Annotated in this window: 27 protein-coding genes; 13 read left to right on the plus strand and 14 right to left on the minus strand. The window is 63.2% G+C overall.

The window, feature by feature from the left end; translation table 11 throughout:
* Positions 1–66: 66 nt before the first annotated feature.
* Positions 67–1,149, minus strand: a complete 1,083-nt coding sequence (locus tag YQ44_RS01265) for an AI-2E family transporter (RefSeq protein ID WP_071321828.1) — start codon at positions 1,147–1,149, stop codon at positions 67–69.
* 189 nt (positions 1,150–1,338) lie between these two features.
* Here YQ44_RS01265 and purM point away from each other — a divergent pair, with 189 nt between their 5' ends.
* Positions 1,339–2,382 carry a phosphoribosylformylglycinamidine cyclo-ligase gene (gene purM, locus YQ44_RS01270; RefSeq protein ID WP_034788683.1) on the plus strand — a complete coding sequence of 348 codons (1,044 nt, stop codon included), beginning with the start codon at positions 1,339–1,341 and terminating at the stop codon, positions 2,380–2,382.
* Between the two features lie 65 nt (positions 2,383–2,447).
* Here purM and YQ44_RS01275 read toward each other — a convergent pair whose 3' ends face one another.
* Together YQ44_RS01275 and YQ44_RS01280 are read right to left on the minus strand one after the other, a co-directional pair.
* Positions 2,448–3,770, minus strand: coding sequence for an MFS transporter (locus YQ44_RS01275; protein ID WP_071321829.1), 1,323 nt, complete (start codon positions 3,768–3,770; stop codon positions 2,448–2,450).
* Positions 3,771–3,937: 167 nt separating this feature from the next.
* Positions 3,938–5,554 carry a GMC family oxidoreductase gene (locus YQ44_RS01280; RefSeq protein WP_071321830.1) on the minus strand — a complete coding sequence of 539 codons (1,617 nt, stop codon included), beginning with the start codon at positions 5,552–5,554 and terminating at the stop codon, positions 3,938–3,940.
* Positions 5,555–5,717: 163 nt separating this feature from the next.
* Between YQ44_RS01280 and YQ44_RS01285 the strand changes: the two genes are divergently transcribed.
* Positions 5,718–6,551 (plus strand): IclR family transcriptional regulator, encoded by an 834-nt coding sequence (locus tag YQ44_RS01285; RefSeq protein WP_083411584.1) that lies wholly within the window; start codon positions 5,718–5,720, stop codon positions 6,549–6,551.
* Here YQ44_RS01285 and YQ44_RS01290 read toward each other — a convergent pair.
* The 5 genes from YQ44_RS01290 to YQ44_RS01310 form a co-directional block, all read right to left on the minus strand.
* Entirely contained in the window at positions 6,548–7,774 is a 1,227-nt protein-coding gene (locus YQ44_RS01290) for a 6-phosphofructokinase (protein ID WP_071321831.1), read from the minus strand. The two genes, YQ44_RS01285 and YQ44_RS01290, sit on opposite strands and share 4 nt — an antisense overlap.
* A 128-nt stretch (positions 7,775–7,902) precedes the next feature.
* Positions 7,903–9,951: a sodium:solute symporter family protein gene (locus YQ44_RS01295; RefSeq protein WP_071321832.1), complete on the minus strand. Its 2,049-nt coding sequence runs from the start codon at positions 9,949–9,951 to the stop codon at positions 7,903–7,905.
* Positions 9,948–10,262, minus strand: a complete 315-nt coding sequence (locus YQ44_RS01300; protein WP_071321833.1) for a DUF4212 domain-containing protein — start codon at positions 10,260–10,262, stop codon at positions 9,948–9,950. The genes YQ44_RS01295 and YQ44_RS01300 overlap by 4 nt, the downstream gene beginning before the upstream one ends.
* Positions 10,255–11,793 carry a sensor histidine kinase gene (locus tag YQ44_RS01305; protein WP_071321834.1) on the minus strand — a complete coding sequence of 513 codons (1,539 nt, stop codon included), beginning with the start codon at positions 11,791–11,793 and terminating at the stop codon, positions 10,255–10,257. Before YQ44_RS01305 ends, YQ44_RS01300 begins: the two co-directional genes overlap by 8 nt.
* A complete protein-coding gene (locus tag YQ44_RS01310; protein WP_071321835.1) occupies positions 11,790–12,524 on the minus strand; it encodes a response regulator in 735 nt (244 codons plus the stop codon). The genes YQ44_RS01305 and YQ44_RS01310 overlap by 4 nt, the downstream gene beginning before the upstream one ends.
* 202 nt (positions 12,525–12,726) lie before the next feature.
* On the opposite strand from YQ44_RS01310, the gene recA reads away from it, so the two are divergent.
* The 6 genes from recA (at position 12,727) to YQ44_RS01340 (ending at position 18,480) form a co-directional block, all read left to right on the plus strand.
* Complete coding sequence (recA, locus tag YQ44_RS01315; RefSeq protein WP_071321836.1) at positions 12,727–13,833, plus strand: recombinase RecA; 1,107 nt, start codon at positions 12,727–12,729, stop codon at positions 13,831–13,833.
* A gap of 253 nt (positions 13,834–14,086) precedes the next feature.
* Entirely contained in the window at positions 14,087–14,542 is a 456-nt protein-coding gene (gene recX, locus YQ44_RS01320) for a recombination regulator RecX (protein ID WP_071321837.1), read from the plus strand.
* Between the two features lie 405 nt (positions 14,543–14,947).
* The gene (locus YQ44_RS01325) at positions 14,948–15,658 is read left to right on the plus strand and encodes a DUF2889 domain-containing protein (RefSeq protein ID WP_335589257.1); all 711 of its coding nucleotides are present in this window, start codon (positions 14,948–14,950) and stop codon (positions 15,656–15,658) included.
* A gap of 78 nt (positions 15,659–15,736) precedes the next feature.
* Entirely contained in the window at positions 15,737–16,906 is a 1,170-nt protein-coding gene (gene sucC / locus YQ44_RS01330; protein ID WP_071321838.1) for an ADP-forming succinate--CoA ligase subunit beta, read from the plus strand.
* A 13-nt stretch (positions 16,907–16,919) separates the two neighbouring features.
* Entirely contained in the window at positions 16,920–17,801 is an 882-nt protein-coding gene (sucD, locus tag YQ44_RS01335; protein ID WP_034746085.1) for a succinate--CoA ligase subunit alpha, read from the plus strand.
* A 214-nt stretch (positions 17,802–18,015) separates the two neighbouring features.
* The gene (locus tag YQ44_RS01340) at positions 18,016–18,480 is read left to right on the plus strand and encodes a pilin (protein ID WP_083411585.1); all 465 of its coding nucleotides are present in this window, start codon (positions 18,016–18,018) and stop codon (positions 18,478–18,480) included.
* Positions 18,481–18,501: 21 nt separating this feature from the next.
* Here the strand turns inward: YQ44_RS01340 and YQ44_RS01345 are convergent, their stop codons facing one another.
* Positions 18,502–19,224 (minus strand): flagellar brake protein, encoded by a 723-nt coding sequence (locus YQ44_RS01345; protein ID WP_071321840.1) that lies wholly within the window; start codon positions 19,222–19,224, stop codon positions 18,502–18,504.
* A 162-nt stretch (positions 19,225–19,386) separates the two neighbouring features.
* Between YQ44_RS01345 and YQ44_RS01350 the strand changes: the two genes are divergently transcribed.
* The gene (locus tag YQ44_RS01350) at positions 19,387–19,764 is read left to right on the plus strand and encodes a DUF6713 family protein (protein ID WP_071321841.1); all 378 of its coding nucleotides are present in this window, start codon (positions 19,387–19,389) and stop codon (positions 19,762–19,764) included.
* Positions 19,765–19,781: 17 nt separating this feature from the next.
* On the opposite strand, the gene moaC is transcribed toward YQ44_RS01350, so the two are convergent.
* Complete coding sequence (gene moaC, locus YQ44_RS01355) at positions 19,782–20,288, minus strand: cyclic pyranopterin monophosphate synthase MoaC (RefSeq protein WP_071321842.1); 507 nt, start codon at positions 20,286–20,288, stop codon at positions 19,782–19,784.
* Positions 20,289–20,479: 191 nt separating this feature from the next.
* On the opposite strand from moaC, the gene YQ44_RS01360 reads away from it, so the two are divergent.
* Positions 20,480–22,066 (plus strand): M48 family metalloprotease, encoded by a 1,587-nt coding sequence (locus YQ44_RS01360; RefSeq protein WP_232251293.1) that lies wholly within the window; start codon positions 20,480–20,482, stop codon positions 22,064–22,066.
* Positions 22,067–22,069: 3 nt separating this feature from the next.
* Here YQ44_RS01360 and YQ44_RS01365 read toward each other — a convergent pair whose 3' ends face one another.
* From YQ44_RS01365 to YQ44_RS01380, 4 genes are all read right to left on the minus strand, one after another.
* Positions 22,070–22,660, minus strand: coding sequence for a DUF2946 family protein (locus tag YQ44_RS01365; protein ID WP_071321843.1), 591 nt, complete (start codon positions 22,658–22,660; stop codon positions 22,070–22,072).
* The gene (locus YQ44_RS01370; RefSeq protein ID WP_071321844.1) at positions 22,653–23,666 is read right to left on the minus strand and encodes a YheT family hydrolase; all 1,014 of its coding nucleotides are present in this window, start codon (positions 23,664–23,666) and stop codon (positions 22,653–22,655) included. Before YQ44_RS01370 ends, YQ44_RS01365 begins: the two co-directional genes overlap by 8 nt.
* Positions 23,667–23,676: 10 nt before the next feature.
* Positions 23,677–24,102 carry a YybH family protein gene (locus YQ44_RS01375; protein ID WP_071321845.1) on the minus strand — a complete coding sequence of 142 codons (426 nt, stop codon included), beginning with the start codon at positions 24,100–24,102 and terminating at the stop codon, positions 23,677–23,679.
* A gap of 70 nt (positions 24,103–24,172) precedes the next feature.
* Entirely contained in the window at positions 24,173–24,367 is a 195-nt protein-coding gene (locus YQ44_RS01380) for a zinc-finger domain-containing protein (protein ID WP_071326184.1), read from the minus strand.
* A gap of 258 nt (positions 24,368–24,625) precedes the next feature.
* Here YQ44_RS01380 and YQ44_RS01385 point away from each other — a divergent pair, with 258 nt between their 5' ends.
* The 3 genes from YQ44_RS01385 (at position 24,626) to YQ44_RS01395 (ending at position 26,992) form a co-directional block, all read left to right on the plus strand.
* Positions 24,626–25,360, plus strand: a complete 735-nt coding sequence (locus YQ44_RS01385; protein ID WP_071321846.1) for an AzlC family ABC transporter permease — start codon at positions 24,626–24,628, stop codon at positions 25,358–25,360.
* Positions 25,353–25,703 (plus strand): AzlD domain-containing protein, encoded by a 351-nt coding sequence (locus YQ44_RS01390; RefSeq protein ID WP_071321847.1) that lies wholly within the window; start codon positions 25,353–25,355, stop codon positions 25,701–25,703. The genes YQ44_RS01385 and YQ44_RS01390 overlap by 8 nt, the downstream gene beginning before the upstream one ends.
* 77 nt (positions 25,704–25,780) lie before the next feature.
* The gene (locus YQ44_RS01395; RefSeq protein ID WP_071321848.1) at positions 25,781–26,992 is read left to right on the plus strand and encodes a phosphoglycerate kinase; all 1,212 of its coding nucleotides are present in this window, start codon (positions 25,781–25,783) and stop codon (positions 26,990–26,992) included.
* Positions 26,993–26,996 lie beyond the last annotated feature (4 nt).

Consider the following 26,996-nt stretch of genomic DNA (forward strand, 5'->3'; position numbering starts at 1 on the left):
TTGTCCTGTTTTTCATTACTGCATGTGCATCGTGGTATTGCTAGGTTGATATGATATCCGCTTTTATTATGTATTATAGAAGCTGCTGGACAGGTAGTGGCGCCGAAGATGCTTAAAAGCGACCATCAGCACGGCAGAAGCGGGTAAAGCGAGCAAAACGCCGACGAAACCAAATAATTGTCCAAACGCCAACAGGGCGAAAATCACGGCCAGCGGATTCAAGCCGATGCGCTCGCCCACCAGGCGCGGCGTGAGGAAAAAGCCTTCGATGACCTGGCCGCAGCCGTAGATGACGGCCACGGCGATCACGCCGCTCCAGTCGGCAAACTGCAGCAGGGCGGCGATCAGCGCCAGCGCCAGCCCCAGGCCGAAGCCCAGATAGGGGATGAAGACCAGCAAGCCCGTGATGATGCCTACAGGCAATGCGACCTCGAAGCCGGCGATGGCCAGCGCGGCCGAGTAATACGTGGCCAGCACCAGCATCACCAGCAGCTGGCCGCGCAGGTATTGCGCCAGCAGGGTGTCGACTTCCTGCGCCATGCCCACCGTGCGGCCGACCCAGCGGCGCGGCACGGCGCCGGCGATGCGCGCCAGCATCGGATGCCAGTCCAGCAACAGGTAGAACAAGACCACGGGGATCAGCACGACGGTGGCCAGCCAGCCCAGCACGGCCGTGCCGCCGATGCGCGCCGACGCCAGCACGGTGCTCCAGATTTCATCGCCGCTGGTGGCCATCTGCTGGCTCAGCATGCGCTTGATGCCCGTGCCGTCCAGGCGCACGCGGATGCCCAGGTCGCGCAGCTTCGGCGCGAGGAACTCGTTGGCCTTGCTGAGAAACTGCGGTATCTGCGCCTGCAGCAACGGGATTTCCTTTTGCAGCACGGGCACGACGATCAGCACCAGCGCCGTGATCGCGAGGAAAAACAACACTACGACGACCAGCACGGCCAGCGGCCGGGGCAGGTAAAAACGCTTGTAATGCAGGCGCTGCAGGCGGTCCACGCCCGGATTGAGCACGTAGGCGAGGATGGCGGCGGCCAGGAAGGGCGTCAGGATGGGGCCCAGGCTGACCAGCAACAGCAAAAATGCCAGCCAGACCGCGATCCAAAATGCTGTTTGCTTCTGTTCTGCGGTGATGGGAAATGGCATGTGGTTTGTGCTGTTGCGTTAAAAAAAGGCAGTTAATTACGAAATTGCGGGGGCAGTTTGATAAAATAGCGTATTGATCGACCGAATTCACCGGCTGGCCGCCTGCCGCACGATGTTGAAAAACATGCTTGCGCGCGCGTGCCGGCGGGTATCCGCCTTCTATTTTACCGCCTCCGCTGCCACCACACCATGAACCAGACTTCTAATGTTTCCCTTTCCTACCGTGACGCTGGCGTCGATATCGACGCAGGCGACGCTTTAGTCGAAGCAATCAAGCCGTTTGCCAAGCGCACCCTGCGCGAAGGCGTGATGGGCGGCCTGGGCGGTTTTGGCGCCATGTTTGAAATCAGCAAGAAGTACAAGGAACCGGTCCTGGTCTCGGGCACCGACGGCGTCGGCACCAAATTGCGCCTGGCGTTCGAACTGAACCGCCACGACACGGTCGGCATCGACCTGGTCGCCATGAGCGTCAACGATATCCTGGTGCAAGGCGCCGAGCCGCTGTTCTTCCTCGACTACTTCGCTTGCGGCAAGCTGGACGTGGCCATTGCCACCGACGTCATCAAGGGCATCGCCCAGGGTTGCGAACAAGCGGGCTGCGCACTGATCGGCGGCGAAACGGCGGAAATGCCGAGCATGTACCCGGCCGGCGAATACGATCTGGCAGGTTTTGCCGTCGGCGCCGTGGAAAAATCGAAAATCATCGACGGCACCAAGATCGCCCCGGGCGACGTGGTGCTGGGCCTGGCGTCGTCGGGCGTGCACTCGAACGGTTACTCGCTGGTGCGCAAGATCATCGAAGTGGCGAAACCGGACCTGGAAGGCGATTTCCACGGCCGCAAGCTGGCCGACGTGCTGATGCAGCCGACGCGCATCTACGTCAAGCCGCTGCTGGCCCTGATGGATGCCATGGAAGTCAAAGGCATGGTGCACATCACCGGTGGCGGCCTGGTGGAAAACATCCCGCGCGTGCTGCAGCCTGGCCTGGTCGCCGAACTCGATTCGAAGGCATGGACCATGCCGCCGCTGTTCACGTGGCTGCAACAGCATGGCGGCGTGGCTGACGCCGAGATGCACCGCGTCTTCAACTGCGGCATCGGCATGACCGTCATCGTCTCGCAGGAAAACGCGGACGCCGCCATCGCGCAATTGCAGGCGGCTGGCGAAACCGTCTCGCGCATCGGCACCATCCGTGCCCGCGTGGGTGACGAGCACCAGACGATCGTCATCTAAGTCTTCGCTTGGATAAAAAAGCAGGCCTCTTTCGAGAGCCTGCTTTTTTTACGCCTGTCGCCAGCTTACCGTGCGTGCGCCGGCTTCATGCCCCCTTCCGGCTGCGCGCCGCCCTTGCCGATCATGGCCACGCTGACGGCCGAGACGAGGGAGGCGAACAGGATGTAGCCGACGATGTGCCACGGCTCGCCATTGCCCGTTTTCAGCAGGTAGGTGGCGATGATGGGCGTCAGGCCGCTGGCGAAGATGCCGGAGAACTGGTAGACGAAGGAGATGCCCGTGTAGCGCACCCTGGCGTCGAACAGGTCGCAGAACAGCGCCGCTTCCGGGCCATACACGGCTGAATACAGCACGCCGAGCGGGATGATCACGGAACACCACAGCAGCAGCGGATTGTCGGCGTGGTTGAGCATGATCCAGAAGGCGGGAATCGACGACACGCCCGTGATCAATGAACCCCAGAAAAACACCTTGCTGCGGCCGATGCGGTCCGACAGCCGGCCGAAGAAGGGGATGCAGAAGCACATCACGACGGCCGACGCCATCACGCCCATCAGTGCCTCCGTGCGGGCGATCTTGATGGTGTTGGTGAGATACGTGATGGAAAACACGCCGAAGATATTGAAGAAGACGCCGTCGATATAGCGCGCGCCCATGCCCTTCAAGACGTTGCCCGGATAGCGTTTCAGCAGGTCGAAAAACGGAATCTGCGTTTCCGCGTTCTTCTCCTTGACGGCCTGGAATTCCGGCGTTTCCATCACGTTCAGGCGTATCCACATGCCGATGAAGACGAGGGCGGCCGACAGGATGAAGGCGACGCGCCAGCCCCAGGACAAAAATTGCGCATCCGTCAGGCTGTACGACAGGATCGCCACCACGCCGGAAGCGAGGCACAGGCCGATGGCCAGGCCGATCTGCGGCAGGCTGGCATAGAAGCCGCGCTCCTTCGGCGGCGCATATTCATACGCCATCAGCACGGCGCCGCCCCATTCGCCACCGAGGCCGATGCCCTGCAGCACGCGCAGGAACAGCAGCAGGGCGGGCGCCCAGTAACCGATGTGGTCATAGGTCGGCAGCACGCCGATCAGGAAGGTGGAGATGCCCATGATCATCAGGGTCATCACCAGCATGCTCTTGCGGCCGATCTTGTCGCCGAAGTGGCCGAAGATCACGCCGCCGATGGGGCGCGACAGGAAGCCCACGGCGAAGGTGCCGTAGGCCAGCATGGTCGAGACGAGCGGATCGCCGCCGGGGAAATACAGCTTGCTGAACACGATGCCGGCGACGACGCCGTACAGGAAGAAGTCATACCATTCGATGGTGGCGCCGATCACGCTGGCCATCACGACTTTCCGTAGCTCTTTGGCCTTTTTCGGATTGTTGTCCATATATCTAGTCTCCAATCGATATCGATTATGTGTTTTTTTTGGATGGTTGGGGTGCAGCCGCCGCGCTGCTGGCGCGGCGGCTGGTCAAACAGGGGCGGGCCGGTCTGCCCGCCGCTGGCATCCTCCTCGGGTAGGGGGGAATCGGGTGCGAGTGGATCGGGCGTCCGCTATGCCGCCTGCGGCAGGCGCACGGCGTCCGCCAGGATCATGTCGGCGGCTTTTTCGGCGATCATGATGGTGGGCGCATTCGTATTGCCCGAGACGATTTCCGGCATGATCGAGGCGTCGACCACGCGCAAGCCCTGCATGCCGTGCACGCGCAGGCGGTCATCGACGACCGCCATGGCGTCGTGGCCCATCTTGCAGGTGCCGCTCGGGTGGTAGATCGACTGGCTGAAGCGGCGCGCCGCATCCAGCAGCTGCGCGTCCGTCTCGAATTGCGGGCCGGGCACGAACTCGGAAATGATGTGCGGCGCCAGCGACGGCGCCGCGGCGATGCGGCGCGCCACGCGCAGGGCGGCAATCGCCGTCTGCTGGTCGCGCGGGTCGGACAGGTAATTCGGGTAGATGCCCGGATAGGCGAGGGGATCGGCGGACTTGATCGACACGTGGCCGCGGCTGTGCGGGCGCAGCTGGCACACGGACGAGGTGAACGCGGAAAACGGATGCGCGCCTTCGCCCGGCTTGTCGGCGCTCAGCGGCTGCATGTGGAACTGGATGTCGGGCCGCTCCACCTCGGGCGAGGACTTGGTAAACACCGTCACCTGGCTGGCCGCCAGGGTCAATGGCCCCGAGCGGGAAAACACATATTGCATGCCCACCCACAGCTTGCCCCACAGGCTGTTGACTTCATCGTTCAGGGTTTTCAGCCGGGTCTTGAAGACGAGGCGGATTTGCAGGTGGTCTTGCAGGTTCTGTCCCACGCCGGGCAGGTCGTGCACGAGCGGCACGCCGACTTCCTCGAGCAGGGCGCGCGGCCCCACGCCCGAGCATTGCAGGATTTGCGGCGAGCCGATGGCGCCCGCGCATAAAATCACTTCGCCGCTGGCGCGCGCCTGACGCAGCTGGCCATCCTGCCGGTATTCGATGCCGACGGCGCGCCTGCCTTCGAACAGCACGCGCGTGATTTGCGCGCGCACTTCCACGCGCAGGTTGGCGCGCTTGCGGGCCGGCCGTAAAAAGGCTTTCGCCGTGCTCCAGCGCAGTCCATTGCTGGCCGTCTGCTGGAAGTAGCCGACGCCTTCCTGCGTGGCGCCGTTGTAATCGGCATTGAAGGGGATGCCGCTTTCCGTGGCGCCGGCGATGAAGTGTTCGGCGATGGGACGGCGCAGGCGCAGGTCCGACACTTTCAAGGGGCCGCCGACGCCGTGGTAGTCGCTGGCGCCGCGTTCCTGGTCTTCCGATTTCTTAAAGTAGGGCAGCACCTCGGCATAGCTCCAGCCGGCGTTGCCCAGTTCGGCCCAGCGGTCGTAGTCTTCCTTCTGGCCCCGTACATACAGCAAGCCGTTGAGCGAGCTGGAGCCGCCCAGTACCTTGCCGCGCGGCCATTGCAACTGGCGCCCGGCGATGCCGGCGTCCGCTTCCGTGCGGTAGCACCAGTCCAGCCTGGGATCGTGCATGGTCTTGAAATAGCCGACCGGCACGTGTATCCAGGGATTGTTGTCCTTGCCGCCCGCTTCCAGCAGCAATACCTGATTGCCGCTGTCGTGCGACAGGCGGTTGGCCAGCACGCAGCCGGCCGAACCGGCGCCGACGACGATGTAATCGTAGTGTGTTTGCGACATGGTGCTTGTCTCCTGCGTTGCGGTATCGGCTTGCCTCGGCGGGCGTTTTTTGCGATACACTGGTCTTTATTGATTATTTCTGGAACATCTGGTTCCATTTATAAAAGACGCGCAACACCGAGACAAGCGGAAACACCCGCATACGCGAGAGGTGAAACAGAACATGCATGATGCGTTTCAAAAACGGTCGGCCGAGACCGAAGACGCTGGCCAGGCGGGCGCTGCGGCGGCCAGCCATGGCGACGAGGCGCGCGGCTTGCGCGTGCTGCGCCTGATCGAGCACCTGGCCAGCGCCAGCCAGCCACTGACCCTGTCGCAGCTGGCCACGCGCATGCAGGTGCCCAAGGCCAGCATGATGCGCCTGCTCGATACGCTGGAACAGCACGGCTACGTGCTGCGCACGCCCGTGGGACGCGGCTATGTGCCGGGGGCCGCCTCGACCAACCTGGCGCTGGCCACCCTGCGCAACAATGCCCTGATCCGTGTCAGCCGCAGCATCCTGGGCAGCCTGGTGGCGGCCACGGGCGAGACGTGCAATCTCGCCATTCCAGAAGGCAATGCCATCGTGTATGTGGATAGGGTGGAAACGCAGGAACCGCTGCGCCTGCACCTGGTGCTCGGTACGCGCGCGCCCATGCATTGCACGGCCAGCGGCAAGCTGTTCCTGGCGCACATGTCCTTGCTGGAGCGGCGCGAGCTGCTGGCCATGCTGCGGCTGGAAGCGCGCACGCCAAAGAGCATCACGGATCCCGCGCTGCTCGAGCGCGAGATCGTGCGCATCGCCCGCCTGGGCATCGGCATCGACGACGAGGAATTCGTGCACGGCATGGTGGCCGTGGCCGTGCCCATCTGCGCGGCCGACGGGCGCATCGTGGCGGCCGTCGCCTGCCACGCGCCCGTGGCGAGAAAATCCGTGGAACAGCTGATGCAGCACGTGCCGCAGCTCAAGGAGGCGGCCGTCAAGCTGCGGCCGCTATTGCTGGCGGAAAGCCACTAAGGCTTCAAGACTTTCGCTACTTTGGCGGCGCGCAGGCGGAAGGCGTCCGGCATGCCGGAGCCGAGCAGCGGACGCAGGTAGAGCCTGAAAGCATCGGTCACGTCCGTGCCGCTGGCGCTGATGAACTCGTCTTCCATGGTGCGCGTCTTGCCCGCCACGTCCGACAGGGGCAGCAATGCATAGTCGACGGAATAGAAGCCCGTGCGCTTGATGGCGACGGAACCGTCGCGCTCGCCCCACATGGCGAACTGCACGGCCTTTTCGCCCACTTCGCGCGCCTCGCGCTGGTCGACGTCGGAAACGCAGCCGATGAAGGAGCGCTGCAAATAGCCGAAGGTGTCGCCGCGCACGCGCTTGATGCCGAGCTTGGACTTGATCTCGTCGCACAGCAGGTCGGCCAGCGCGCCCGTGCCCGACAATTGCACATTGCCGTGCGCATCGCGCTCGACCTCGTTGCCCACCTGTTTGGCCAGCAGGCTGGCGATCGGCTCGCCCGAGGCATCGTGGATGCCTTCGGAGACGGCGATCACGCAGCGCCCGTACTTGGCATACGCGGCCTTCACGTCGGCGAGGAAGTTTTCCAGCACGAAGACGCGCTCGGGCAGGTAGATCAGGTGCGGGCCGTCGTCGGGGAACTTCTTGCCCAGCGCCGAGGCGGCTGTCAGGAAGCCCGCGTGGCGGCCCATCACCACGCCCACGTAGACGCCAGGCAGGGCGGCGTTGTCGAGGTTGGCGCCGGCGAACGCCTGCGCGACGAAGCGCGCGGCCGAAGGAAAGCCGGGCGTGTGGTCGCTGCCCACCAGGTCGTTGTCGATGGTCTTGGGAATGTGGATGCAGCGCAGCGGGTAGCCGGCCTTGTGCGCTTCCTCGCTGACGATGCGCACCGTGTCGGATGAGTCGTTGCCGCCGATGTAAAAGAAGTGTTCGATCTCGTGCGCGCGCAGCACTTCGAAGATTTGCTGGCAGTAGGCGATGTCGGGCTTGTCGCGCGTGGAGCCGAGGGCGGACGAGGGCGTGGCGGCCACCAGTTCCAGGTTATGGCTGGTTTCCTGCGTCAGATCAACAAACTCTTCATTGACGATGCCGCGCACCCCATGCAGCGCCCCATATACGCGCGTGACGTGCTGGAAGCGCCGCGATTCGAGCACCACGCCTACCAGCGACTGGTTGATGACGGCGGTGGGACCGCCCCCTTGGGCGACAAGAATTTTTCCAGACGGCATGGGATTTCCTCGTAAGTGGAACGGCCCTCCAGCCTACTCCTTTTTTGCGGCTGTGCCGTCTTTTCCGATAAGTCTGTCGAGACATTGTTTTGCATCCCCCAGCCCTTGATGCATTGTTATTCGCATTGTTATTCCGGTGCGCGGATATGCTCGACCAATCCCGTGCTGCGGCGTCCCGGCGCCGGCGTCAGCCAGCTGACGAGGATGGCGGCGGCCAGGCCGGCCGGCACGCCGAAGATGCCGGCGGAAATCGGTGCGATATGCAGCCATTGCCCGGCTGCACTGCCGCCCAGCATGGCGCTCGTGTGCAGCATGTAATACAGGCACACGCCGAAGCCTGCCAGCATGCCGGCCAGCGCACCCTGGTAAGTGGTGCGTTTCCAGAACACGCCCAGCACGAGGGGCGGGAACAGGGTCGAGGCGGCCAGCGAGAAGGCCACGCCCACCAGCGACAGGATGTCGGCCGGTTTTTGCGAGGCCGCGTAGGCGGCGATGAAGGCCACGGCCAGCAGCAGCAGTTTCGAGATCGTCACGCGCTTCTGCGTCGATGCGGTGGGATCGACCACCTTGTAATAGATGTCGTGCGACAGGGCGTTGGAGATGGCCAGCAGCAAGCCGTCCGCCGTCGACAGGGCGGCGGCCAGGCCGCCCGCCGCCACCAGGCCGGATATCACGTAGGGCAGGCCGGCGATCTCGGGCGTGGCCAGCACCAGCACGTCGGCGTCGATGGAAATTTCCGCCAGTTGCACGATGCCGTCGCGGTTGACGTCGACGATGCTGATCAGGGGGCTGAGCTTGTCCACGTTGGCCCAGTACGATACCCATGTGGGCAGGTTCGCGTATTGCGTGCCCACCAGCGCCGAGTAAATGTCGTACTTGACCAGCACGGCCAGCGCAGGAATCGTGAGATAGATCAACAAGATGAAGAACAGGGTCCAGAACACGGAGACGCGCGTTTCGTGCACGGAGGGCGTGGTGTAGGATCGCATCAGGATATGGGGCAGGGCGGCCGTGCCCAGCATCATGCAAAACACGAGGGCGAGGAAATTGTTGCGCTTGATGTCGGATTGCGCGCGGTCCGGCGCGGGAAACGGCAGCGCGTGCGGCGTGATCGGCTCGGCGCGCTTCTGGTTGTGTGCTTGCGCCGTTTGCCACAGCGCGCGCGCTTCATCGGGACTTTTCGGATAGGCGATCAGGCTGCGTTCCGCGTTGCGGATATCGAACAGTGAGGCATTGCGCTGGCGCAAATTGTCGAGCTGGCGCTGGGCGGCCAGGTGACCTTGTTCCCAGGAACCGGGCAAGCCGTCGATGCGCGCCTGGTAGCTGATGGCGCGCTGGCGGAAGATGGCGCGCACCTCGTTTTCCTTCGGATCGGCCTCCAGCACGTGCTCGCGCGCGCTCAGTTGTGGCAGCACCTTGCCATACGCGATCTGCGGCACGGGATTGTCCGCATGCTTGACGGACAGCCACATGGCGGGAATCAGGAAGGCGACGAGGATGATGATGTATTGCGCCACTTGCGTCCAGGTGATGGCGCGCATGCCGCCGAGAAAGGAGCACACGAGAATGCTGGCCAGGCCCAGGAAGATGCCGACGGAAAAATCCACGCCCGTGAAGCGCGAGGCGATCAGGCCGACGGCGTAGATTTGCGCCACCACATACGTAAATGACACGATGATGGTGGCGGCCACGGCCACCACGCGCACGGCGGCGCCACGCCCGTCCGCGCCGCTGCCGTAGCGGGCAGCGAGGAAATCGGGGATCGTGTACTGGCCGAACTTGCGCAGGTAGGGCGCGATCAGCAGCGCTACCAGGCAATAGCCGCCCGTCCAGCCCATGATGAAGGCCAGACCATCGAAGCCGTTCAGGTACAGGCCGCCCGCCAGGCTGATGAAGCTGGCGGCCGAGATCCAGTCGGCGGCCGTCGCCATGCCGTTGAACATGGCCGGCACCCTGCGCCCCGCCACATAGTATTCCGTGACGTTCGAGGTGCGGCTGATGACGCCGATGGTGGCATACAGGCTGATGGTGGCGAACATGAACAGGTAGCCGATCCAGACGCGCGGCATGCCTTCCTGCTCCAGCACCGTCAGGGCCAGCAGGAAGGCGGCGAAGCCGCCGGCAAACAGCAGGTAGTAGCGGCACAGCCGGCCAAAGAAGGTGCGCTGGCCGCTCATGCTTGCTCGCTGGCATGGAAGGCCCGGTCCAGGCGGCGCATGCGCCAGGCATACACGGCGATGATGGCCAGGTACACGAGCGAGGCGCCCTGGGCCGCCATATAGAAGGGCAGCGGCCAGCCGAACAGATTCAGATGCAGCAGTTCGCGCGCATAAAACACGGTCAGAAAGCCTGTCAGCAGCCAGATGAGCAGCAAGACGGCCGTCAGGCGCCGCGTCCTGAGCCAGTGCGCATCGAGGCGCTGCTGCAACTCGGGACTGGGCGCGCGCGACGGCCGCGCCGGCGCGGCAGGTGGAACCGGCTTATCCATATGTGATGTCATCCTCTTCGGGCGCGTCCGGCAGCAGCAGGGCTATGCATAGGCGCAACAGCGTGCCCGGCAGCTTGGGCGACTGCGCACGCGGATTATTGAAAATGTCGACTTCGGCGCCGTGCTGCTGGGCGATTTCGCGCACGATGGCCAGGCCCAGGCCACTGCCGTCGGCATTGCTGCCGAGAATGCGATAAAAGCGTTCGAACACGTGCGCCCGCTCCGCTGGCGGAATGCCGGGGCCCGTATCCTCCACTTCCAGGATGGCCAGCTCGAGGGTGCTGCGCACGCGCACCGTGACGCTGCCGCCGGCAGGCGTGTAGCGCAGGGCGTTGTCGATCAGGTTGCTCAGCAGTTCGCGCAGCATGATGGCATTGCCGGAAATTATGATCGGGTATGCTGCCTGCTCGAAGCCCAGGTCGATATGCTGGGCAAACGAGGCTTGCACCCAGTCCTGCACCACGCCGCGCGCCAGTTCGCTCAGTTCGATCGGTTCAAACGCCGTGCCCGCCTGCGGCTGGTTTTCCGCGCGCGCCAGGGCCAGCAGCTGGTTCACCAGCCGCGTGGCCGCCTCCGAACTCTTGGCCAGCTGCAACAGCGAGCGGTGGATCTCGTCGTGGTCGGTCTGGCGCAAGGCCAGCTCGGATTGCATGCGCATGCCGGCCAGCGGTGTCTTCATCTGGTGCGCCGCGTCGGCGATGAAGCGCTTCTGCATGTCGATCGACAGCGACAGACGCGCCAGCATGTCGTTGAGCGAACCGACCAGTGGCGTGATTTCCTCGGGCACCTGGCCCGATTCGATCGGCGATAAATCGTCCGGCGGCCGCGCGCGTATGCGTTCCTGCAACTGCGCCAGCGGCGACAGGCCGCGCGCCAGGGCAAACCAGACCAGGGCCAGGATCACGGGCAGGATGATGAACTGCGGCAAGATCACGCCCTTGATGATTTCGTTTGCCAGCTGCGCGCGCTTTTCCAGGGTTTCGCCCACTTGCACCAGGGCGCGGCGCGGCTCGTCGTCGGTGCTGGCCGGCATGTCGAGATAGGTGAAGGCCACGCGCACGGGCGTGCCATGGATGGTGTCATTGCGAAACAGCACGGTGCCGCTGCGGTATTTGTCGGGGTCCTGCGGCTGCGGCAAGTCGCGGTCGCCGTCGAGGTATTCGCCGCGCTCGCCCAGCACCAGGTAATACAGGGTGTCGACATCGTCGCCGCGCAGGAAGTCGCGGCCCGTGTTGCTGGCGTTCTTGTCCGGCTGGCGGCGCAGCATGGCGCCATCGGCCTGCTTGACCTGCTGCGTCAGCACGGTGACGCTGTCTTCCAGCGCATGGTCGAACGGTTGATTCGCGATGCTCTTGGCCACCAGGTAGGTGATGGCGATGCTCATCGGCCACAGCAGCAGCAAGGGCGCCAGCATCCAGTCGAGAATTTCGCCGAACAGCGAATGCTCGATGGTGTCATCCTGTTCCGTGGTGGGCGGCTCGAACCAGTCGTCGTCCGCCGCCTCGTCCGCGGGCGCCTCGCGCGCCTTCACTTGGTGGCGGGACCGCTGGCAGGGGCGGCCGCCTCGCCCGCTTCGGCTTGCAGGCGCGCCGCTTCCGAATATTTTTCCAGGCAATAGCCGAGGCCGCGCACGGTGGCGATGCGCACGCCGCCCACTTCGATCTTCTTGCGCAGCCGGTGCACATACACTTCGATGGCGTTGTTCGACACCTCTTCTCCCCATTCGCACAGGTGGTCGACCAGCTGCTCTTTGGAAACGAGACGGCCCGTACGGCCCAGCAGGATTTCCAGCAAGCCCAGTTCGCGCGCCGACAGGTCGAGCATCTGGTCGTTGATGTAGGCGCTGCGTCCCACCTGGTCATAGCTGAGCGGACCGTGCTTGATGATGGTGGCGCCGCCGCCCGCGCCGCGCCGGGTCAGGGCGCGCACTCTTGCCTCCAGTTCCGACAGGGCGAACGGCTTGGCCATATAATCGTCGGCGCCCAGGTCGAGGCCATTCACACGTTGCTCGATGGAATCGGCGGCCGTCAGGATCAGCACGGGCAGCAGCGAAGCGCGCGCGCGCAGGCGGCGCAGCACTTCCAGTCCCGACATCTTCGGCAAGCCGAGGTCGAGGATCAGCAAGTCGAATTCCTGGGTGGACAGGGCCGTATCGGCTTCCTGTCCGTTCTTCACGTAGTCGATGGCATAGCCGGACTGGCGCAGCGAACGGGTCAGCCCGTCAGCCAGCACGCTGTCATCTTCGGCAAGTAAAATACGCATGGTCAGGCTTCCTCGGCTTGCGACGGTAGAAGCTTGTATTGTGTTTCATTTTCCGCAAGGTGGCGAGTTTTTGTGAAAAACAAGGCTTGTATTGATCTGTTTCAAAACAAATCCACGTTCCGCTTGCATTGATCACTGTTTTTTTATACAGTAGTGTCTGTAACGAATTTAACCCACGCGCTCACCCAGGCTGAAAGAACATATGGACGATAAAAAAGCTGTAGTACCCGCATCGGAAAAAGCCAAGGCGCTCGCCGCCGCACTGGCGCAGATCGAGAAGCAGTTTGGCAAAGGTTCGGTCATGCGTATGGATGCCAGCGCACCGATCGAAGAAGTGCAAGTCGTGTCGACCGGTTCGCTCGGCCTGGATATCGCGCTGGGCGTCGGCGGCTTGCCGCGCGGCCGCGTGGTGGAAATCTACGGTCCGGAATCGTCGGGTAAAACCACCTTGACCCTGCAAACCATTGCAGAAATGCAAAAATTGGGCGGCACCTGCGCCTTTATTGATGCCGAGCACGCGCTCGACGTCGGCTATGCGCAAAAACTGGGTGTAAACCTGCATGAATTGCTGATCTCGCAACCGGATACGGGCGAGCAGGCGCTGGAAATCTGCGACGCCCTCGTGCGTTCGGGCAGCGTCGACCTGGTGGTCATCGACTCCGTGGCCGCACTGACGCCACGCGCCGAGATCGAAGGTGACATGGGCGATTCCCTGCCGGGCCTGCAAGCGCGTCTGATGTCGCAAGCGCTGCGTAAATTGACCGGTTCCATCAACCGCACGAACACCCTGGTCATCTTCATCAACCAGATCCGCATGAAGATCGGCGTGATGTTCGGCAGCCCGGAAACGACCACCGGCGGCAATGCGCTGAAATTCTACGCTTCCGTGCGCCTGGACATCCGCCGTACCGGCTCGATCAAGTCCGGCGATGAAGTGATCGGCAACGAAACCAAGGTCAAGGTCGTCAAGAACAAGATCGCGCCGCCATTCAAGGAAGCGCACTTCGACATCCTGTACGGCGCCGGCACCTCGCGCGAAGGCGAAATCCTCGACCTGGGTTCGGATGCCAAGATCGTGGAAAAATCCGGTTCGTGGTACAGCTATAACGGCGAACGCATCGGCCAGGGCAAGGACAACGCCCGCGCCTTCCTGCAAGAGCGTCCGGCACTGGCACGCGAGATCGAAAACAAGGTCCGCGCATCGCTGGGCGTACGTGAACTGCCGCCGCTGGCCGCTGAAAAGCCGGAAAAAGCGGATAAAGCCGCCGACAAGGCGGCCAAGGCTGCGGAAGCGAAAGCGGCCGAGTAAGCAGGCAACTCAGCAGGCAATTTAGCCGGCAACTCAGCAGGAAAATTGTTCGTCCAGGCCAGTTGCCGCGGCAGGGTCCGCTTTCGGGCGGTCCTGCCGCAGCAGGATGGCGGCCCCTTGCGCCGCAGCTTGCCGGGCAAAAGATCTACAATGAATGCCGCCTCGCGCCCGTGCGCCAGGCGGCATTTGTATTTTGGCGGTATGTTTGACGCTATATCTGTGGTGTTGATGTGATGGACGATAGGGTGGAATGATGGCAGCGGTACAGTTGAGCCTGAAGGGCAGGGCGCTACGCTTCCTGTCGATGCGTGAACACAGCCGCATGGAATTGCGGCGCAAGCTGCAGCGCCATGCGCAGGAAGGCGACGATGTGGAAGCCTTGCTCGACAGCCTGGAGCAGGCCAACTGGCTGTCGCAGGAACGTTTTTCCGAGTCGCTGATCCATCGCCGCTCGGCGCGCTTTGGCAACAGCCGCATCATGGCCGAGCTGCAAAGCCATGGCATCGGCGGCGAGGCGCTGCAAGAGCTCAAGGCCGGGCTGGCCGAAGGCGAGGTGGCGCGTGCCTGCGAGGTGTGGCGCCGCAAGTTTGGTGTAGTGGCGCAGGATGCCGAGCAGCGCAGCAAGCAGATGCGCTTCCTGATGCAGCGCGGTTTTTCCCAGCGCGCCGTGCAGGTGGCCTTGAAAGGCCTGGAGCCCGAGGACGACTAGCCGAACCGACGTGGTTCGCACGGCGCGCGCATCGCACCTTGCGGCGTCGCCCCCCCGCTCCGGTCCGCCGCTCGTATGCTGGCCGGCGGGCCGGTCTCCGCTGTGTTCCATCTGCAACAGTCACGGTCCTGTCTGTGCCGGCGCTGGCGGGCCGGTGCCGCCGCGTATCATTATCTTCCTGCCAATGCCGTTTGCCTTGTCCATCCGCTGGTCGGACGGCGGCGTATTGTTGCACTGCGCATCGTTCGTCGGGCCAGCCCAGCCGCGCGCCGGGGCGACGGGCCTGTTTGGCGCGGCGCATGGCGAGATCGGGCCATATCTATCATCACCATGCGTGATAACAGCGTCAATTTCCATGTGAATTCTTTATGCTTTGAAATGTTTTTATCAAAGCAATGAAAAATTATGTTGCGGCGCAACCGGCGTCCAGTGTGCTACACTTTTAGGGTTTTTGCGGCGCCGCAGGTGCGGTTGCTGTTCGTAGAAGCTGCGAACGGCGTGCTTTATGCACATGGCTGCTTACTAAATTATGGCCGCGCAAGCGGCATCGGTCTTATGCCCCTGTCAACTCCCGTATCCCGGCGCGCCCTACGGCACTCCCGCGTTATCGACGTCCAAGCGTATCTGCGCGACGACGGCCTGTGGGATATTGACGCCCGTATCACCGATATCAAAAGCTATGACGCGACCCTGGCCTCCGGCCCCCGTCCCGCCGGCGCCCCCCTGCATGACCTCCATTTACGCATTACCGTCGATCGCGAACTGACCATTGTCGAGGCCGAAGCTGCCTCCGATGCCGTGCCGTATCCCGGTTTTTGCGATACCATCGGCCCCGCCTACAGGGCGCTGATCGGTCTGAATCTATTGAAGAATTTCCGCCGCGACTTGAAACAGCGCCTGGCGGGAATCGCCGGCTGTACCCATTTGACCGAACTGGCGCAAGTCTTGCCGACTGCAACGGTTCAGGCATTTGCCGGCGATGTCTGGTCGACCCGTGACGGTGCGAATGCTGACTTGTCGCATGAAAAGCCGTTTCAACTCGACAAATGCCACGCCCTGCGCACCGATGGCGGGGCAGTTGCACAGTATTACCCGCGCTGGGTAGCCAAGGCGTGACCCCGGCGCTCTGTTTTTCCTGTTTTTTTTGCACCACTAACCGTATTTTTACAAATCAGTATCAGAAGGGAAGCCAGCATGAAAATCCATGAGTATCAAGCCAAAGAAATCCTCCGGCAGCACGGAGTGACGGTACCACGCGGTATTCCGTGCATGTCCGTCGACGAAGCCGTCAAGGCTGCGGAAACCCTGGGCGGTCCGGTATGGGTCGTCAAGGCGCAGATCCACGCAGGTGGCCGCGGCAAGGGCGGCGGCGTGAAAGTGGCAAAATCGATCGAACAGGTCAAGGAATACGCCGACCAGATCATGGGCATGCAGCTGATCACGCACCAGACCAGCGCCGAAGGCCAGAAAGTCAACCGCCTGCTGGTGGAAGAAGGCGCCGACATCAAACAGGAACTGTACGTTTCGCTGGTCACCGACCGCGTCACCCAGAAAATCGTCCTGATGGCTTCGTCCGAAGGCGGCATGGACATCGAAGAAGTGGCCGAGAGCCACCCTGAGAAGATCCACCACGTCACCATCGATCCGGGCGTAGGCCTGACCGATGCCCAGGCAGACGACATCGCCGCCAAGATCGGCGTGCCTGCCGGTTCCATCGCCGACGCCCGCGTCAACCTGCAAGGCCTGTACAAAGCGTACTGGGAAACCGATTGCTCGCTGGCCGAAATCAACCCGCTGATCGTCACCGGCAGCGGCAAAGTCATCGCCCTGGACGCCAAGTTCAACTTTGACCCGAACGCCCTGTTCCGTCATCCGGAAATCGTCGCCCTGCGCGATCTGGACGAAGAAGATCCAGCTGAAATCGAAGCGTCGAAATTCGACCTGGCCTACATCTCGCTCGACGGCAACATCGGTTGCCTGGTGAACGGCGCCGGCCTGGCCATGGCCACCATGGACACCATCAAGCTGTTCGGCGGCGAGCCAGCCAACTTCCTGGACGTCGGCGGCGGCGCCACGGCAGAAAAAGTGACCGAAGCGTTCAAGATCATGCTGAAAAACCCAGGCCTGAAAGCTATCCTGGTGAACATTTTCGGCGGCATCATGCGTTGCGACGTGATCGCCGAAGGCGTCATCGCCGCGGTGAAAGCCGTTTCGCTGAACGTACCGCTGGTCGTGCGCATGAAGGGCACCAACGAAGACCTGGGCAAGAAGATGCTGGCCGATTCCGGTCTGCCTATCATCGCAGCCGACACCATGGAAGATGCAGCCAAGAGCGTCGTTGCCGCTGCTGCCGGTCAAGCTTAATTAAGGAATCAACATGTCCATTCTGATCAATAAAGATACCAAAGTCGTTACCCAAGGGATCACCGGCAAGACCGGCCAGTTCCACACCCGCGGTTGCCGCGACTACGCGAACGGCAAAGCTGCCTTCGTGGCAGGCGTGAACCCGAAGAAAGCCGGCGAAGACTTCGAAGGCATTCCTATTTTCGCTAACGTCACCGAAGCGAAAAAAGAAACCGGCGCCAACGTTTCCGTGATCTACGTACCGCCAGCAGGCGCGGCAGCGGCGATCTGGGAAGCTGTCGAAGCTGAAATGGATCTGGCCATTTGCATCACCGAAGGCATTCCTGTCCGTGACATGATGGCCCTGAAAGACCGCATGGCTAAAGCCAACAGCAAAACCTTGCTGCTGGGCCCTAACTGCCCAGGCTTGATCACGCCAGACGAAATCAAGATCGGCATCATGCCAGGCCACATCCACAAGAAGGGCCGTATCGGCGTGGTGTCGCGTTCGGGCACCCTGACCTATGAAGCAGTGGGTCAGCTGACCGCACTGGGCCTGGGCCAATCGTCGGCAGTCGGCATCGGCGGCGACCCGATCAACGGTCTGAAGCACATCGACATCATGAAGATGTTCAATGACGATCCAGATACCGACGCGGTCATCATGATCGGCGAAATCGGCGGTCCGGATGAAGCCAACGCGGCTTATTGGATCAAAGACAACATGAAAAAACCGGTCGTTGGCTTCATCGCTGGCGTGACCGCTCCTCCAGGCAAGCGCATGGGCCACGCCGGCGCGCTGATCTCGGGCGGTGCCGATACGGCACAAGCCAAGCTGGAAATCATGGAAGCTTGCGGCATCACCGTGACCAAGAACCCGTCGGAAATGGCGCGTCTGCTGAAAGCCATGCTGTAATTTCAGCCTGGTCGCCGCAGTACAAAAAAGGAGCTTCGGCTCCTTTTTTTTGTCTGTGCGCTACGGCGGATCGTGGCGCCGGGGGGACGAAAAGCGACCGATGGCGCCCAAATGCGTCGTTTTTCTTGCTTTCCTATCCCTTCCGCCCCATGCGCGCCGCTGGCATGGCGCTTGCACCGTGCAGGACATGAGCATCTGCACAAGGGAGGAAACGATGCGCGCGCAAAGCGGATTTACCCTGATAGAACTGATGATCGTCGTGGCCATCGCCGGCATCCTGGCGGCCGTGGCCATTCCCCAGTATGGCGACTACACGATGCGGGCCAAGGTCAGCAACGTGCTGGCCGCTGCCGCTCCGTTGAAGACGGCCGTGGCCCTGTGCGTGCAGGAAAATGGCGGCGCTGCAGCCATCTGCAGCACGCCCGCCGCCAACGTGCCCGGCGTCATCCCGCTATTCACGCCGACGCGCGAAGTGGCCAGCGCCAAGGTCACGACGGGCGATATCGAGCTGACCCTGGCTGGCGATCTGGGCAATGGCGTGGGTGGCAAGATCGTGAAAATGACCTTGACGCCGGGCAGCAGCAGCCTGACGTGGATGAACAGCACCACGGTGACGAATGGGGCGGCGATCGAGGCCATCCTGAAGAACAATCCGCCACCGCCGGCGGCAACGCTGTGAGCGCCGACTGCCTGGCCGCCATCAGACGATTTTTTGCCGGTCCGCGATTAGCGCTTCGTAGGTGAGGTTTTGCAGCAGCGTGTAATGGGTCGGTTCCAGGTCGATGAATTGCACGCCATACGTATAGATTTCGGGCGCGTCGGCCGCCTGGCCATGCGACGGCTTGCCGACGCTGACGTTCTGGATGCGGGCGCGCGTGTTGACGCGCATCTGGTGCTTGTTCGGCTGCACCAGCAGGGTAAAGCTCAGGGCCACGCCGTCGTCGTCGGGCGTGAGCATGCTGGGCGCCTCGATCAGCGCCCCGGAAACGCTGAGGTTGACGATGAACACGGGCACGGCCGCCACATCACGGTAGCTGAGCTGCGCGGGTATCTCCACCTTGACGCGCATCGCCGTGCGCAGGCTCGTGCCCTGTATGGTGTCGGGAAAGCTCAGGTGGACATAATTGAGGGGGCGGCCAAAGATGCGCAGCACGCTGCAGGAAAACGAACACACGGTAACGCCGGAAAACACGCGGATGGTCAGCTTGTCGCCCTCGTTGAGCATGATGGCGGCGCCGTTTTCCTGCGGAATCTTGACGATCAGATACTCATCCTTCACATAGCCGATCACGGTCGAGAAATGCTGGATGGGCTTGATGGTGCGGTGCGTGATGAACTGGATGCGCCCGCCCACCTGCAGATTCATGGCTTCGAATTCGAAGTCCTGGAGCTTGCTTTCCGCGGCGGGCTTGTTGCTTGTCATGCGCTACTCGTCTCAATGTTGTCGAATAGCAGTATGCATGATTTCTTGATGAAAAAGCATTTACATCAATAAAATCGGGATGGGCTGCAAAAAATACGCGACGGCGTGCCGGCACGCGCCGCAAGCTTTACAATTGCGTCAATATTGACGAATGTAAATCTTATGGCGCGCAGCTATTTCTGGACGATGTTGTTGCTGATCCTGCATCAGGTCGATGCGGCGTATTGGCGTGAATGGGAAATGTTTCATGTGCCGGGCGGCATACAGGGTTTCCTGGTATTCAACCTGGCGGCGATTGCCCTGGTGCTGGCCGGTTACCGCCACGTGTTGCTGGGCACCATGCAGGCACGGCGCTATGCGGCGGTGTGCGCCGCGCTGGGCGTGGGCACATTCCTGATCCACGCCGGCTTTGCGCTGGCGGGGCTGGAGCAATTCCACCTGCCGCTGTCGATCGCCATCCTCGTGCTGTGCCTGGGCAGCGCCGTGTGGCTGCTGTGCGACTTGCGCCGCCTCAAGGCGGCGCCGCCAGTGCCCGCCTGAAGCGGTGGCGCTGCGCCCTAGACCTCGGCGTGCCAGTCGCCCGACTTGCCGCCATGCTTTTCCAGCACGCGCACATTGGTCATGACCATGCCGCGGTCGACGGCCTTGCACATGTCGTAGATCGTCAATAAACCGATCTGCACGGAGGTCAGCGCTTCCATTTCCACGCCCGTCTTGCCCGTCGTGTCGACCTGGGCGCGGCAGTGCACGCTGTTGGCGGCGGCGTCGATGTCAAAGTCGACCGTCACGCGCGTGAGCGCCAGCGGGTGGCACAGGGGAATCAGATCGCTGGTGCGCTTGGCGCCCATGATGGCGGCGATGCGGGCGATGCCCAGCACGTCGCCCTTCTTGGCGTTGCCGGAGATGATCAATGCCAGCGTCGCCGGCTGCATGCGGATGGTGCCGGCCGCCACGGCGCTGCGGCGCGTGTCTTCCTTGCTGCCCACGTCGACCATATGGGCCTGGCCCGTGGCGTCGAAATGGGTCAGTTCCCCGGCGGGGGCTTGCTTGTCTGCTGTTGTCATGGCGTCAAAAGTGGGTCAGGAAATGGGGGCGCGGCATGTCGTAAGGGAAAGCCGTGCCACAAGCATATCGCATGCCTGTCGCGCGGAAACGGCGCCGCGAACAAGGTATGATATCACCCGTGAATTCAAAAACTACCCTCCAGTCCGTACTTGAAAACGCCGGCGCGGCATTGCGGCGCCAGCCATGGCGCATGTCCGTGCTGGCCGCGTTATGGCTCGCTGCGCCCTGTGCGCTGGCGCAAACCTATACCTCGGCGCCAGCCGCCAGCACCGCTGCCAAGCCGGCCAGCGGCTGGACGCCGTCGGCCGTGCCGCCCGCGCCGAACCTGCCGAACCTGGGCGATACCTCGCGCGAAGACCTGTCGCCGGCGATGGAGCGCAAGATCGGCGAGGAAATCATGCGCGGCGTTCGCGGCGACCGCGATTACCTCGACGACGCCCCGCTGCTGGAATACCTGAACACCTTCGGCAACGCCCTCGTGGCGGCGCGGCCCAGCGTGCGCGGCGAAACGAATTACGATTATTTCTTCTTTGCCGTGCGCGATCCGCAATTGAACGCGTTCGCCTTGCCCGGCGGTTTCATCGGCGTGCACTCGGCCCTGCTGCTGGCCGCGCAAACGGAAGCGGAATTGGCGTCCGTGCTGTCGCACGAGATCGGCCACGTGGCGCAGCGCCATATCGCGCGCATGCTGGGACAGCAGCGCCAGGATGCCCTGATGCCGCTGGCGGCCATGCTGCTGGCGGCGCTGGCGTCGCGCGCGGGCGGCGACGTGGCCATGGGCGTGTTTGCCGCCGGCCAGGGCCTGGCCATCCAGCGCCAGCTCAATTTCGGCCGCGACGCCGAACGCGAGGCGGACCGCATCGGTTTCCAGATCATGGGCGAGGCCGGTTTCGACACCACCGGCATGGTGGCCTTCTTTGGCCGCATGCAGGCGGCCAGCCGCTCGTACAGCGACCTGATGCCCGCCTACCTGCAGACGCATCCCCTGACCACCGAGCGCATCGCCGACATCCAGGCGCGCATCCGCGAGCAGCCGTACAAGCAGCGTCCGGACAGCCTGAATTTCCACCTGGCGCGCGCCCGTGCCCGCGTGCTGCAGGATGAAAGCGTGCAAGGCCTGTTGAATGCCCGGGCCGTCTTCAAGACACAGCTGGAGCAGCAAAGCCGCTTCCAGGTGACGGCCGCCCACTATGGCTTGTCCTATGTGGCCGTCAAACAAGGTAAGCCCGCCGAGGCGCAGAAGGAACTCGACGCGGCCAATGCGGCCCTGCACCAGCCGGTCGGGCCGAATGTGTTTACCTCGGGCGGCACGCAGGCCCCCAATTCGCTGCTGGCGGCGATGGGGCTGGAAGTGCTGCTGATGCCGGCGCAAAAGAAGGAGGTGGCGCAACAGGCCTTGAAGGCGGCGGACGCGGCGCGCCAGCAGTTTCCCCTCTCGCGCGGCATCGCGCGCCAGTATGCGGAAGCGCTGATGGCCGCCGGCAAGCTGGAGCAGGCGACCCTGTACCTGCGCGACCAGGTGCAACTCTACAAGGAAGAGCCGGAACTGTACGACTTGCTGGCGAAAGTGTATGCGGACCAGGGCAAGATGACCTTGCAGCACATGGCGCTGGCCGAATCCTATGTGTTGCAGGGCGCCACCATGGCTGCGCTGGACCAGCTGACGATTGCCCGCAAGTCCACCGACGCGACCTTTTATGACCAGGCCGTGATCGATGCGCGCGAGCGGGAATTGCAGGAAAAGCGCCGCGAACAGCTGAAGGAGCAGAAGGGCTAGCCCCTATGCGGCTTGCGGCGCGCGCTGGAAGCCAAAGCTCTGCGGCACGGCGGCATGGGCCAGCGGCTGCACGGCAATCTCCTTGCCGTCATGTAACAAGGTCAGCTTGCCTTGCCCCCCTTCCAGCCAGGCCAGCAGGGCGTCGTCGCCGAGCGCCTGGCCATCGAGGCGCAGCGCGGGCAGCACCTGCGCCATGTCGCGGTCATCCACCTGCGCCACGATGGCGCCATGGCGCAGGATCAGGGCGCCGTTGTCGCACAGCCAGGCTGCATCGATGGCCGCCAGCGGCGCGCCCGTCTGCAAGACAAAACCATGTTGCGGATCGCTGCGGGCGATGTAGGGCGTCGCTTCCAGGTTCAGGTAGACGCGCTGCGGACCGTTCTGGAAAAACCAGCAGCCGCGCTCGTCATGGTCGTAATTGCGGTTGATAAACCCCAGCAGCGCCGCGTGGGCGATCTTGTCGCCCGGTAGTTGCTGTTGCTGCGCATGCTGGTCGCGCATGCGCCAGTTGCCGCGCGCGTCCAGCCCCAGCCAGCCGTAGCAGTGGGGCACGTTCGGCCATTTGGCCAGGGCCTGCTTGACGAGATCATCCATGTAAGGCGTTTTCTGTTGAAGTGCGCAAGCCGTCAGCGTGACAGTTTTGCGGCGAAGACGGCGCCGCGCTGCCGCCTTCAAAAAAGGACAGCAGGCGCTGCGGCAGCCAGTCTATGCTGCCAGGCAACTTCCCGACGGCAAAGCCCACGTGGCCGCCATGGCGCGGATAGTCGAGCGTGACCTTGGGCGCGGCGCTGGCAGGCAGGAAGCGCCCGGGCAGGAAGGGGTCGTTCTGCGCATTGAGCACGAGGGTCGGCACGGTGATGTCCTGCAAGACGTGTTTCGCGCTGGCGCGGTGCCAGTAATCGTCGGCGTCGCGGTAGCCGTGCAGCGGCGCCGTGACGACATTGTCGAACGCGTGCAGGTCGCGCGCGGCCAGCATGGCGTCGCGTGGGAACAGGCCGGGAAACTGCTCGAGCTTGGCCAGGCATTTGGGTTTCAGGGTGTTCAGGAACATGCGCGTGTAGAGCCGGTTGAGGCCCGCGGACAGGGCCTTGCCGCCCTGCGCCAGGTCCAGCGGGGCGGACACGGCCGCGGCCGCGTCGACGAAGTCCGCCTGGTGCTGCGACTGGCCCAGCCAGCACAGCAGGGCGTTGCCGCCCAGCGAGACGCCGGCCGCGTAAAACTTGCCGCTGGCGCGCGGTCGCAGTGCGCGCAAGACCCAGTCCACTTCCTGCGCGTCGCCGGAATGGTAAAAGCGCGGCGCCAGGTTCGCTTCGCCCGAGCAGCCGCGAAAATGCGGCACGGCGCCCGACCAGCCGCGCGCGGCCACTTCGGCCATCATGGCGCGCGCGTAATGGCTGCCGGAGGAGCCTTCCAGGCCATGGAACAGCACGACAAAGGGCTGGCCCGGCTGGCCATCGACCAGATCGACGTCGACGAAATCGCCATCGGGCGCCTGCCAGCGTTCGCGGCGGAAGGGCACGGCAGGCTTGCTGATGCACAGGGCCGGATAAATCGTTTGCAAGTGGCCGCTGGGCAACCAGAATGGGGCGGTGTAAGTCATCGTTCAGAGATTAGTGCAGGATCTGCGCTCCCGCATGGTCCGCCGGCGCGCCGCCCGGCGCGATGGAGGCATGGTGCAGCACGATGCGCCAGCCGCGCGGCGTTTTCACATAGACATTGGTGGCCAGCAGGTGCGCCGGCCCGCCTTCCTCGGCGGTGACGCCTTCGATGACCGTGTGTACCGAGCTCATCAGATTGTGCGTTTCATGCAGCTGGGCCGGCACGATGTGCAGGCCGCCGCCGGCCAGGATGGCTTCCCACGAAGCGCGGATGGCCGCATGGCCGATCAGGCGCGCGCCGCCCGGGTGGATGCAGACGATTTCTTCGTCGTCGGCCCATAGCGCCATCAGCGCTTCGAGGTCGGCGCGGTGCAAGGCATCGTAGAACGCCGCTTCGATTTCCGCGGCGCTGCCATTGAGTTCCTTCAGACGTTTCATGACGACTCCGGACTGATCGGTGCAGCTGTGCAAATGAAAACGGCGCGCTGGTGGCGCGCCGCTGGGCAGTTTAATGATGGCCGGCGCTGGCGCCTTCCTTCAGCGTGTAGGCGGTGCCGCAGTACGGGCACTTGGCGATGCCGCTCTTGTTGAATTCCAGGAACACGCGCGGATGCGACGACCACAGCGGCATGGCCGGGTTAGGGCAGTGGGCTGGCAGGTCTTTACTGTCGAGTTCGACCGCTGGCTGGGTGGTATTTGTCATCTTGTCATGCTCCGTGAGGCTGTATGGATGGAAGTCGGCTGCTGCCAAAAGCACGATTTTAACGGATTCAGGCAGACAGCAAAAATCATGGCTAAAATGGCGGCTCGACCCTCTTCGGCTGCGGCGCGGTTTTTTGCGGAAATATGGCGCCTGCAGCGCCACCATGACTGGATTTGCCTTGCCGGTATCGCCGTTGTCGCCCTTGTCGCCATGCACCATTGTTGTGCAGTTACCACACTCAGCCTGCCGGAGCGCCGCGTGAACGCGATCGCGGCCGCCCGCGATGACGCTCTGCTGAAAGACGCCTGGCATGCCGGCCTGAAACTGGGGGCGCCCAGCCTGCTGGGCATCGCGGCCTGGGGCATGGTGGTGGGCGTGGCCATGGTGAAGAGCGGCCTGACGGTGGCGCAGGCGGGCGCCATGACCCTGTTCGTCTTTGCCGGTTCGGCCCAGCTCGCGTCCTTGCCCCTGCTGGCCGCGCAGGCGCCCGTGTGGGTGATCTTTGCCACGGCCCTCGTCGTCAATTTGCGTTTTGTCATCTTTTCCGTGCTGCTGGCGCCCCATTTCGCCCATCTGCCGTGGCGCCAGCGTTTTGCGCTCGGCTATGTTTCCGGCGATATCACGGTGGGGCTGTTCCTGCAGCGCTACCGCGACGAGGCGCCGGACCCGGCCAAGCTGCCCTTCCTGAAGGGCCTGATCTATCCCAACTGGCTGGCCTGGCAGATCGGTTCCTTCATCGGCATCGTGCTGGGCGCCGTCGTGCCGGCCGAATGGGGGCTGGGCTTTGCAGGGACGCTGGCGATCCTGTGCGTCACCGTGCCGCTGATCCAGAACCGCGCCGCCCTGTGCGGCGTGCTGGTGGCGGGCACGGTGGCCGTGCTCGCCTTCAGCCTGCCGTATAAGCTGGGCTTGCTGGTGGCCGTGCTGGTGGGCATGGTCAGCGCCATGGCCGTGGAAGAATTGACGGAAAAGTGGACAAAACGCCATGTTTGACAATATCGACTGGGGCAGCTTTGACGTGTGGCTGGCCATCGCCGTGCTGACGGTGGCCACGGCCGCCACGCGCAGCACCTTCTGGCTGGTCGGCCACCACATCACCATCCCGCGCCGCGTGGGCGAGATGCTGCGCTATGCGCCGGCCTGCGCGCTGGCGGCCATCATCGCGCCCGACATGCTGATGGAGGGGCAGCAGGTGCATCTGGAATTGTCCAATTTGAAACTCTTGTCGGGTATTGCCGCCACGATCTTTTTTGTGATTCGGCGCAATATGTTGCAAACCATCGTGTTTGGCATGCTGGTTTTCACGGGCTTGCGACTGTTGCACGTTTTTCAGTAAAGCAGGACAAATCGGCGATTTGGTCTGGTCATTGCGGTAAAATAGCGCACTTCCTTCCACTCGTCATCTGGATCGCCATGTCAGCTGTTCTCAACTTCATCCGTCTGCAAGATTTGATCGACCAAAATGCACTGCAAGGCAAGCGCGTGTTTATCCGCGCCGACCTGAACGTCCCGCAAGATGACAGTGGCAAGATCACCGAAGATACGCGCATCCGCGCCTCGGTGCCGGCCATCCGCGCCGCGCTGGACGCTGGCGCCGCCGTGATGGTGACGTCGCACCTGGGCCGTCCGACGGAAGGCGAGTTTAAGCCGGCCGACAGCCTGGCGCCCGTGGCCGCCCGCCTGTCCGAGCTGCTGGGCCAAGGAGTTGCATTGAAGCAAAATTGGATCGATGGCGCCGGCCTGGAGTCCTTGGCTGCCGGGCAAGTGGTCTTGCTGGAAAACGTGCGCGTGAACAAGGGCGAAAAGAAAAACAGCGATGAGCTGGCGCAAAAAATGGCCAAGCTGTGCGATATCTACGTCAATGACGCGTTCGGCACGGCCCACCGCGCGGAAGCGTCCACGCACGGCATCGCCAAGTTCGCGCCTGTCGCCTGCGCCGGCCCGCTGCTGGCGGCCGAACTCGATGCGCTGGGGAAAGCGTTGCACGCGCCGGCCCGCCCCTTGCTGGCGATTGTTGCTGGTTCGAAAGTGTCGAGCAAGCTGACCATCCTGAAAGCCCTGTCCGACAAGGTCGATAACCTGATCGTCGGCGGCGGCATCGCCAACACCTTCATGAAGGCCGTTGGCTTGAACGTCGGCAAGTCGCTGGTGGAAGCGGAACTCGTCGAGGAAGCCCGTGCCATCATCGACATCATGGCCAAGCGCGGCGCGCAAGTGCCGATTCCCGTCGATGTCGTGTGCGCCAAGGAGTTCTCGCCAACGGCCGCCGCCACCGTCAAGGACGTGGCCGATGTGGCCGACGACGACATGATCCTCGATATCGGCCCGAAAACGGCTGCCCTGCTGGCGCAGCAGATCGCCGCCGCCGGCACCATCGTGTGGAACGGCCCCGTCGGCGTGTTCGAATTCGACCAGTTCGGCAACGGCACCAAAACCCTGGCGCTGGCCATTGCCGAATCGAAAGCATTCTCGATCGCCGGCGGTGGCGACACCCTGGCGGCGATTGCCAAATACGACATTACCGATCAAATCAGCTATATCTCGACGGGCGGCGGCGCCTTCCTGGAATTCCTGGAAGGTAAGACTTTGCCCGCCGTGGAAATTCTGATGCAGCGCGCTGCGTAAGACG

This window comes from Janthinobacterium sp. 1_2014MBL_MicDiv (assembly GCF_001865675.1).
Taxonomy (GTDB): domain Bacteria; phylum Pseudomonadota; class Gammaproteobacteria; order Burkholderiales; family Burkholderiaceae_D; genus Janthinobacterium.

Coding starts and splice junctions, on each gene's coding strand:
- YQ44_RS01265 (WP_071321828.1), bottom strand. CDS start 1,149: ATGCCATTTCCCATCACCGCAGAACAGAAGCAAACAGCATTTTGGATC.
- purM (WP_034788683.1), top strand. CDS start 1,339: ATGAACCAGACTTCTAATGTTTCCCTTTCCTACCGTGACGCTGGCGTC.
- YQ44_RS01275 (WP_071321829.1), bottom strand. CDS start 3,770: ATGGACAACAATCCGAAAAAGGCCAAAGAGCTACGGAAAGTCGTGATG.
- YQ44_RS01280 (WP_071321830.1), bottom strand. CDS start 5,554: ATGTCGCAAACACACTACGATTACATCGTCGTCGGCGCCGGTTCGGCC.
- YQ44_RS01285 (WP_083411584.1), top strand. CDS start 5,718: ATGCATGATGCGTTTCAAAAACGGTCGGCCGAGACCGAAGACGCTGGC.
- YQ44_RS01290 (WP_071321831.1), bottom strand. CDS start 7,774: ATGCCGTCTGGAAAAATTCTTGTCGCCCAAGGGGGCGGTCCCACCGCC.
- YQ44_RS01295 (WP_071321832.1), bottom strand. CDS start 9,951: ATGAGCGGCCAGCGCACCTTCTTTGGCCGGCTGTGCCGCTACTACCTG.
- YQ44_RS01300 (WP_071321833.1), bottom strand. CDS start 10,262: ATGGATAAGCCGGTTCCACCTGCCGCGCCGGCGCGGCCGTCGCGCGCG.
- YQ44_RS01310 (WP_071321835.1), bottom strand. CDS start 12,524: ATGCGTATTTTACTTGCCGAAGATGACAGCGTGCTGGCTGACGGGCTG.
- recA (WP_071321836.1), top strand. CDS start 12,727: ATGGACGATAAAAAAGCTGTAGTACCCGCATCGGAAAAAGCCAAGGCG.
- recX (WP_071321837.1), top strand. CDS start 14,087: ATGGCAGCGGTACAGTTGAGCCTGAAGGGCAGGGCGCTACGCTTCCTG.
- YQ44_RS01325 (WP_335589257.1), top strand. CDS start 14,948: ATGTTGCGGCGCAACCGGCGTCCAGTGTGCTACACTTTTAGGGTTTTT.
- sucC (WP_071321838.1), top strand. CDS start 15,737: ATGAAAATCCATGAGTATCAAGCCAAAGAAATCCTCCGGCAGCACGGA.
- sucD (WP_034746085.1), top strand. CDS start 16,920: ATGTCCATTCTGATCAATAAAGATACCAAAGTCGTTACCCAAGGGATC.
- YQ44_RS01340 (WP_083411585.1), top strand. CDS start 18,016: ATGCGCGCGCAAAGCGGATTTACCCTGATAGAACTGATGATCGTCGTG.
- YQ44_RS01345 (WP_071321840.1), bottom strand. CDS start 19,224: ATGACAAGCAACAAGCCCGCCGCGGAAAGCAAGCTCCAGGACTTCGAA.
- YQ44_RS01350 (WP_071321841.1), top strand. CDS start 19,387: ATGGCGCGCAGCTATTTCTGGACGATGTTGTTGCTGATCCTGCATCAG.
- moaC (WP_071321842.1), bottom strand. CDS start 20,288: ATGACAACAGCAGACAAGCAAGCCCCCGCCGGGGAACTGACCCATTTC.
- YQ44_RS01360 (WP_232251293.1), top strand. CDS start 20,480: ATGTCCGTGCTGGCCGCGTTATGGCTCGCTGCGCCCTGTGCGCTGGCG.
- YQ44_RS01365 (WP_071321843.1), bottom strand. CDS start 22,660: ATGGATGATCTCGTCAAGCAGGCCCTGGCCAAATGGCCGAACGTGCCC.
- YQ44_RS01370 (WP_071321844.1), bottom strand. CDS start 23,666: ATGACTTACACCGCCCCATTCTGGTTGCCCAGCGGCCACTTGCAAACG.
- YQ44_RS01375 (WP_071321845.1), bottom strand. CDS start 24,102: ATGAAACGTCTGAAGGAACTCAATGGCAGCGCCGCGGAAATCGAAGCG.
- YQ44_RS01380 (WP_071326184.1), bottom strand. CDS start 24,367: ATGACAAATACCACCCAGCCAGCGGTCGAACTCGACAGTAAAGACCTG.
- YQ44_RS01390 (WP_071321847.1), top strand. CDS start 25,353: ATGTTTGACAATATCGACTGGGGCAGCTTTGACGTGTGGCTGGCCATC.
- YQ44_RS01395 (WP_071321848.1), top strand. CDS start 25,781: ATGTCAGCTGTTCTCAACTTCATCCGTCTGCAAGATTTGATCGACCAA.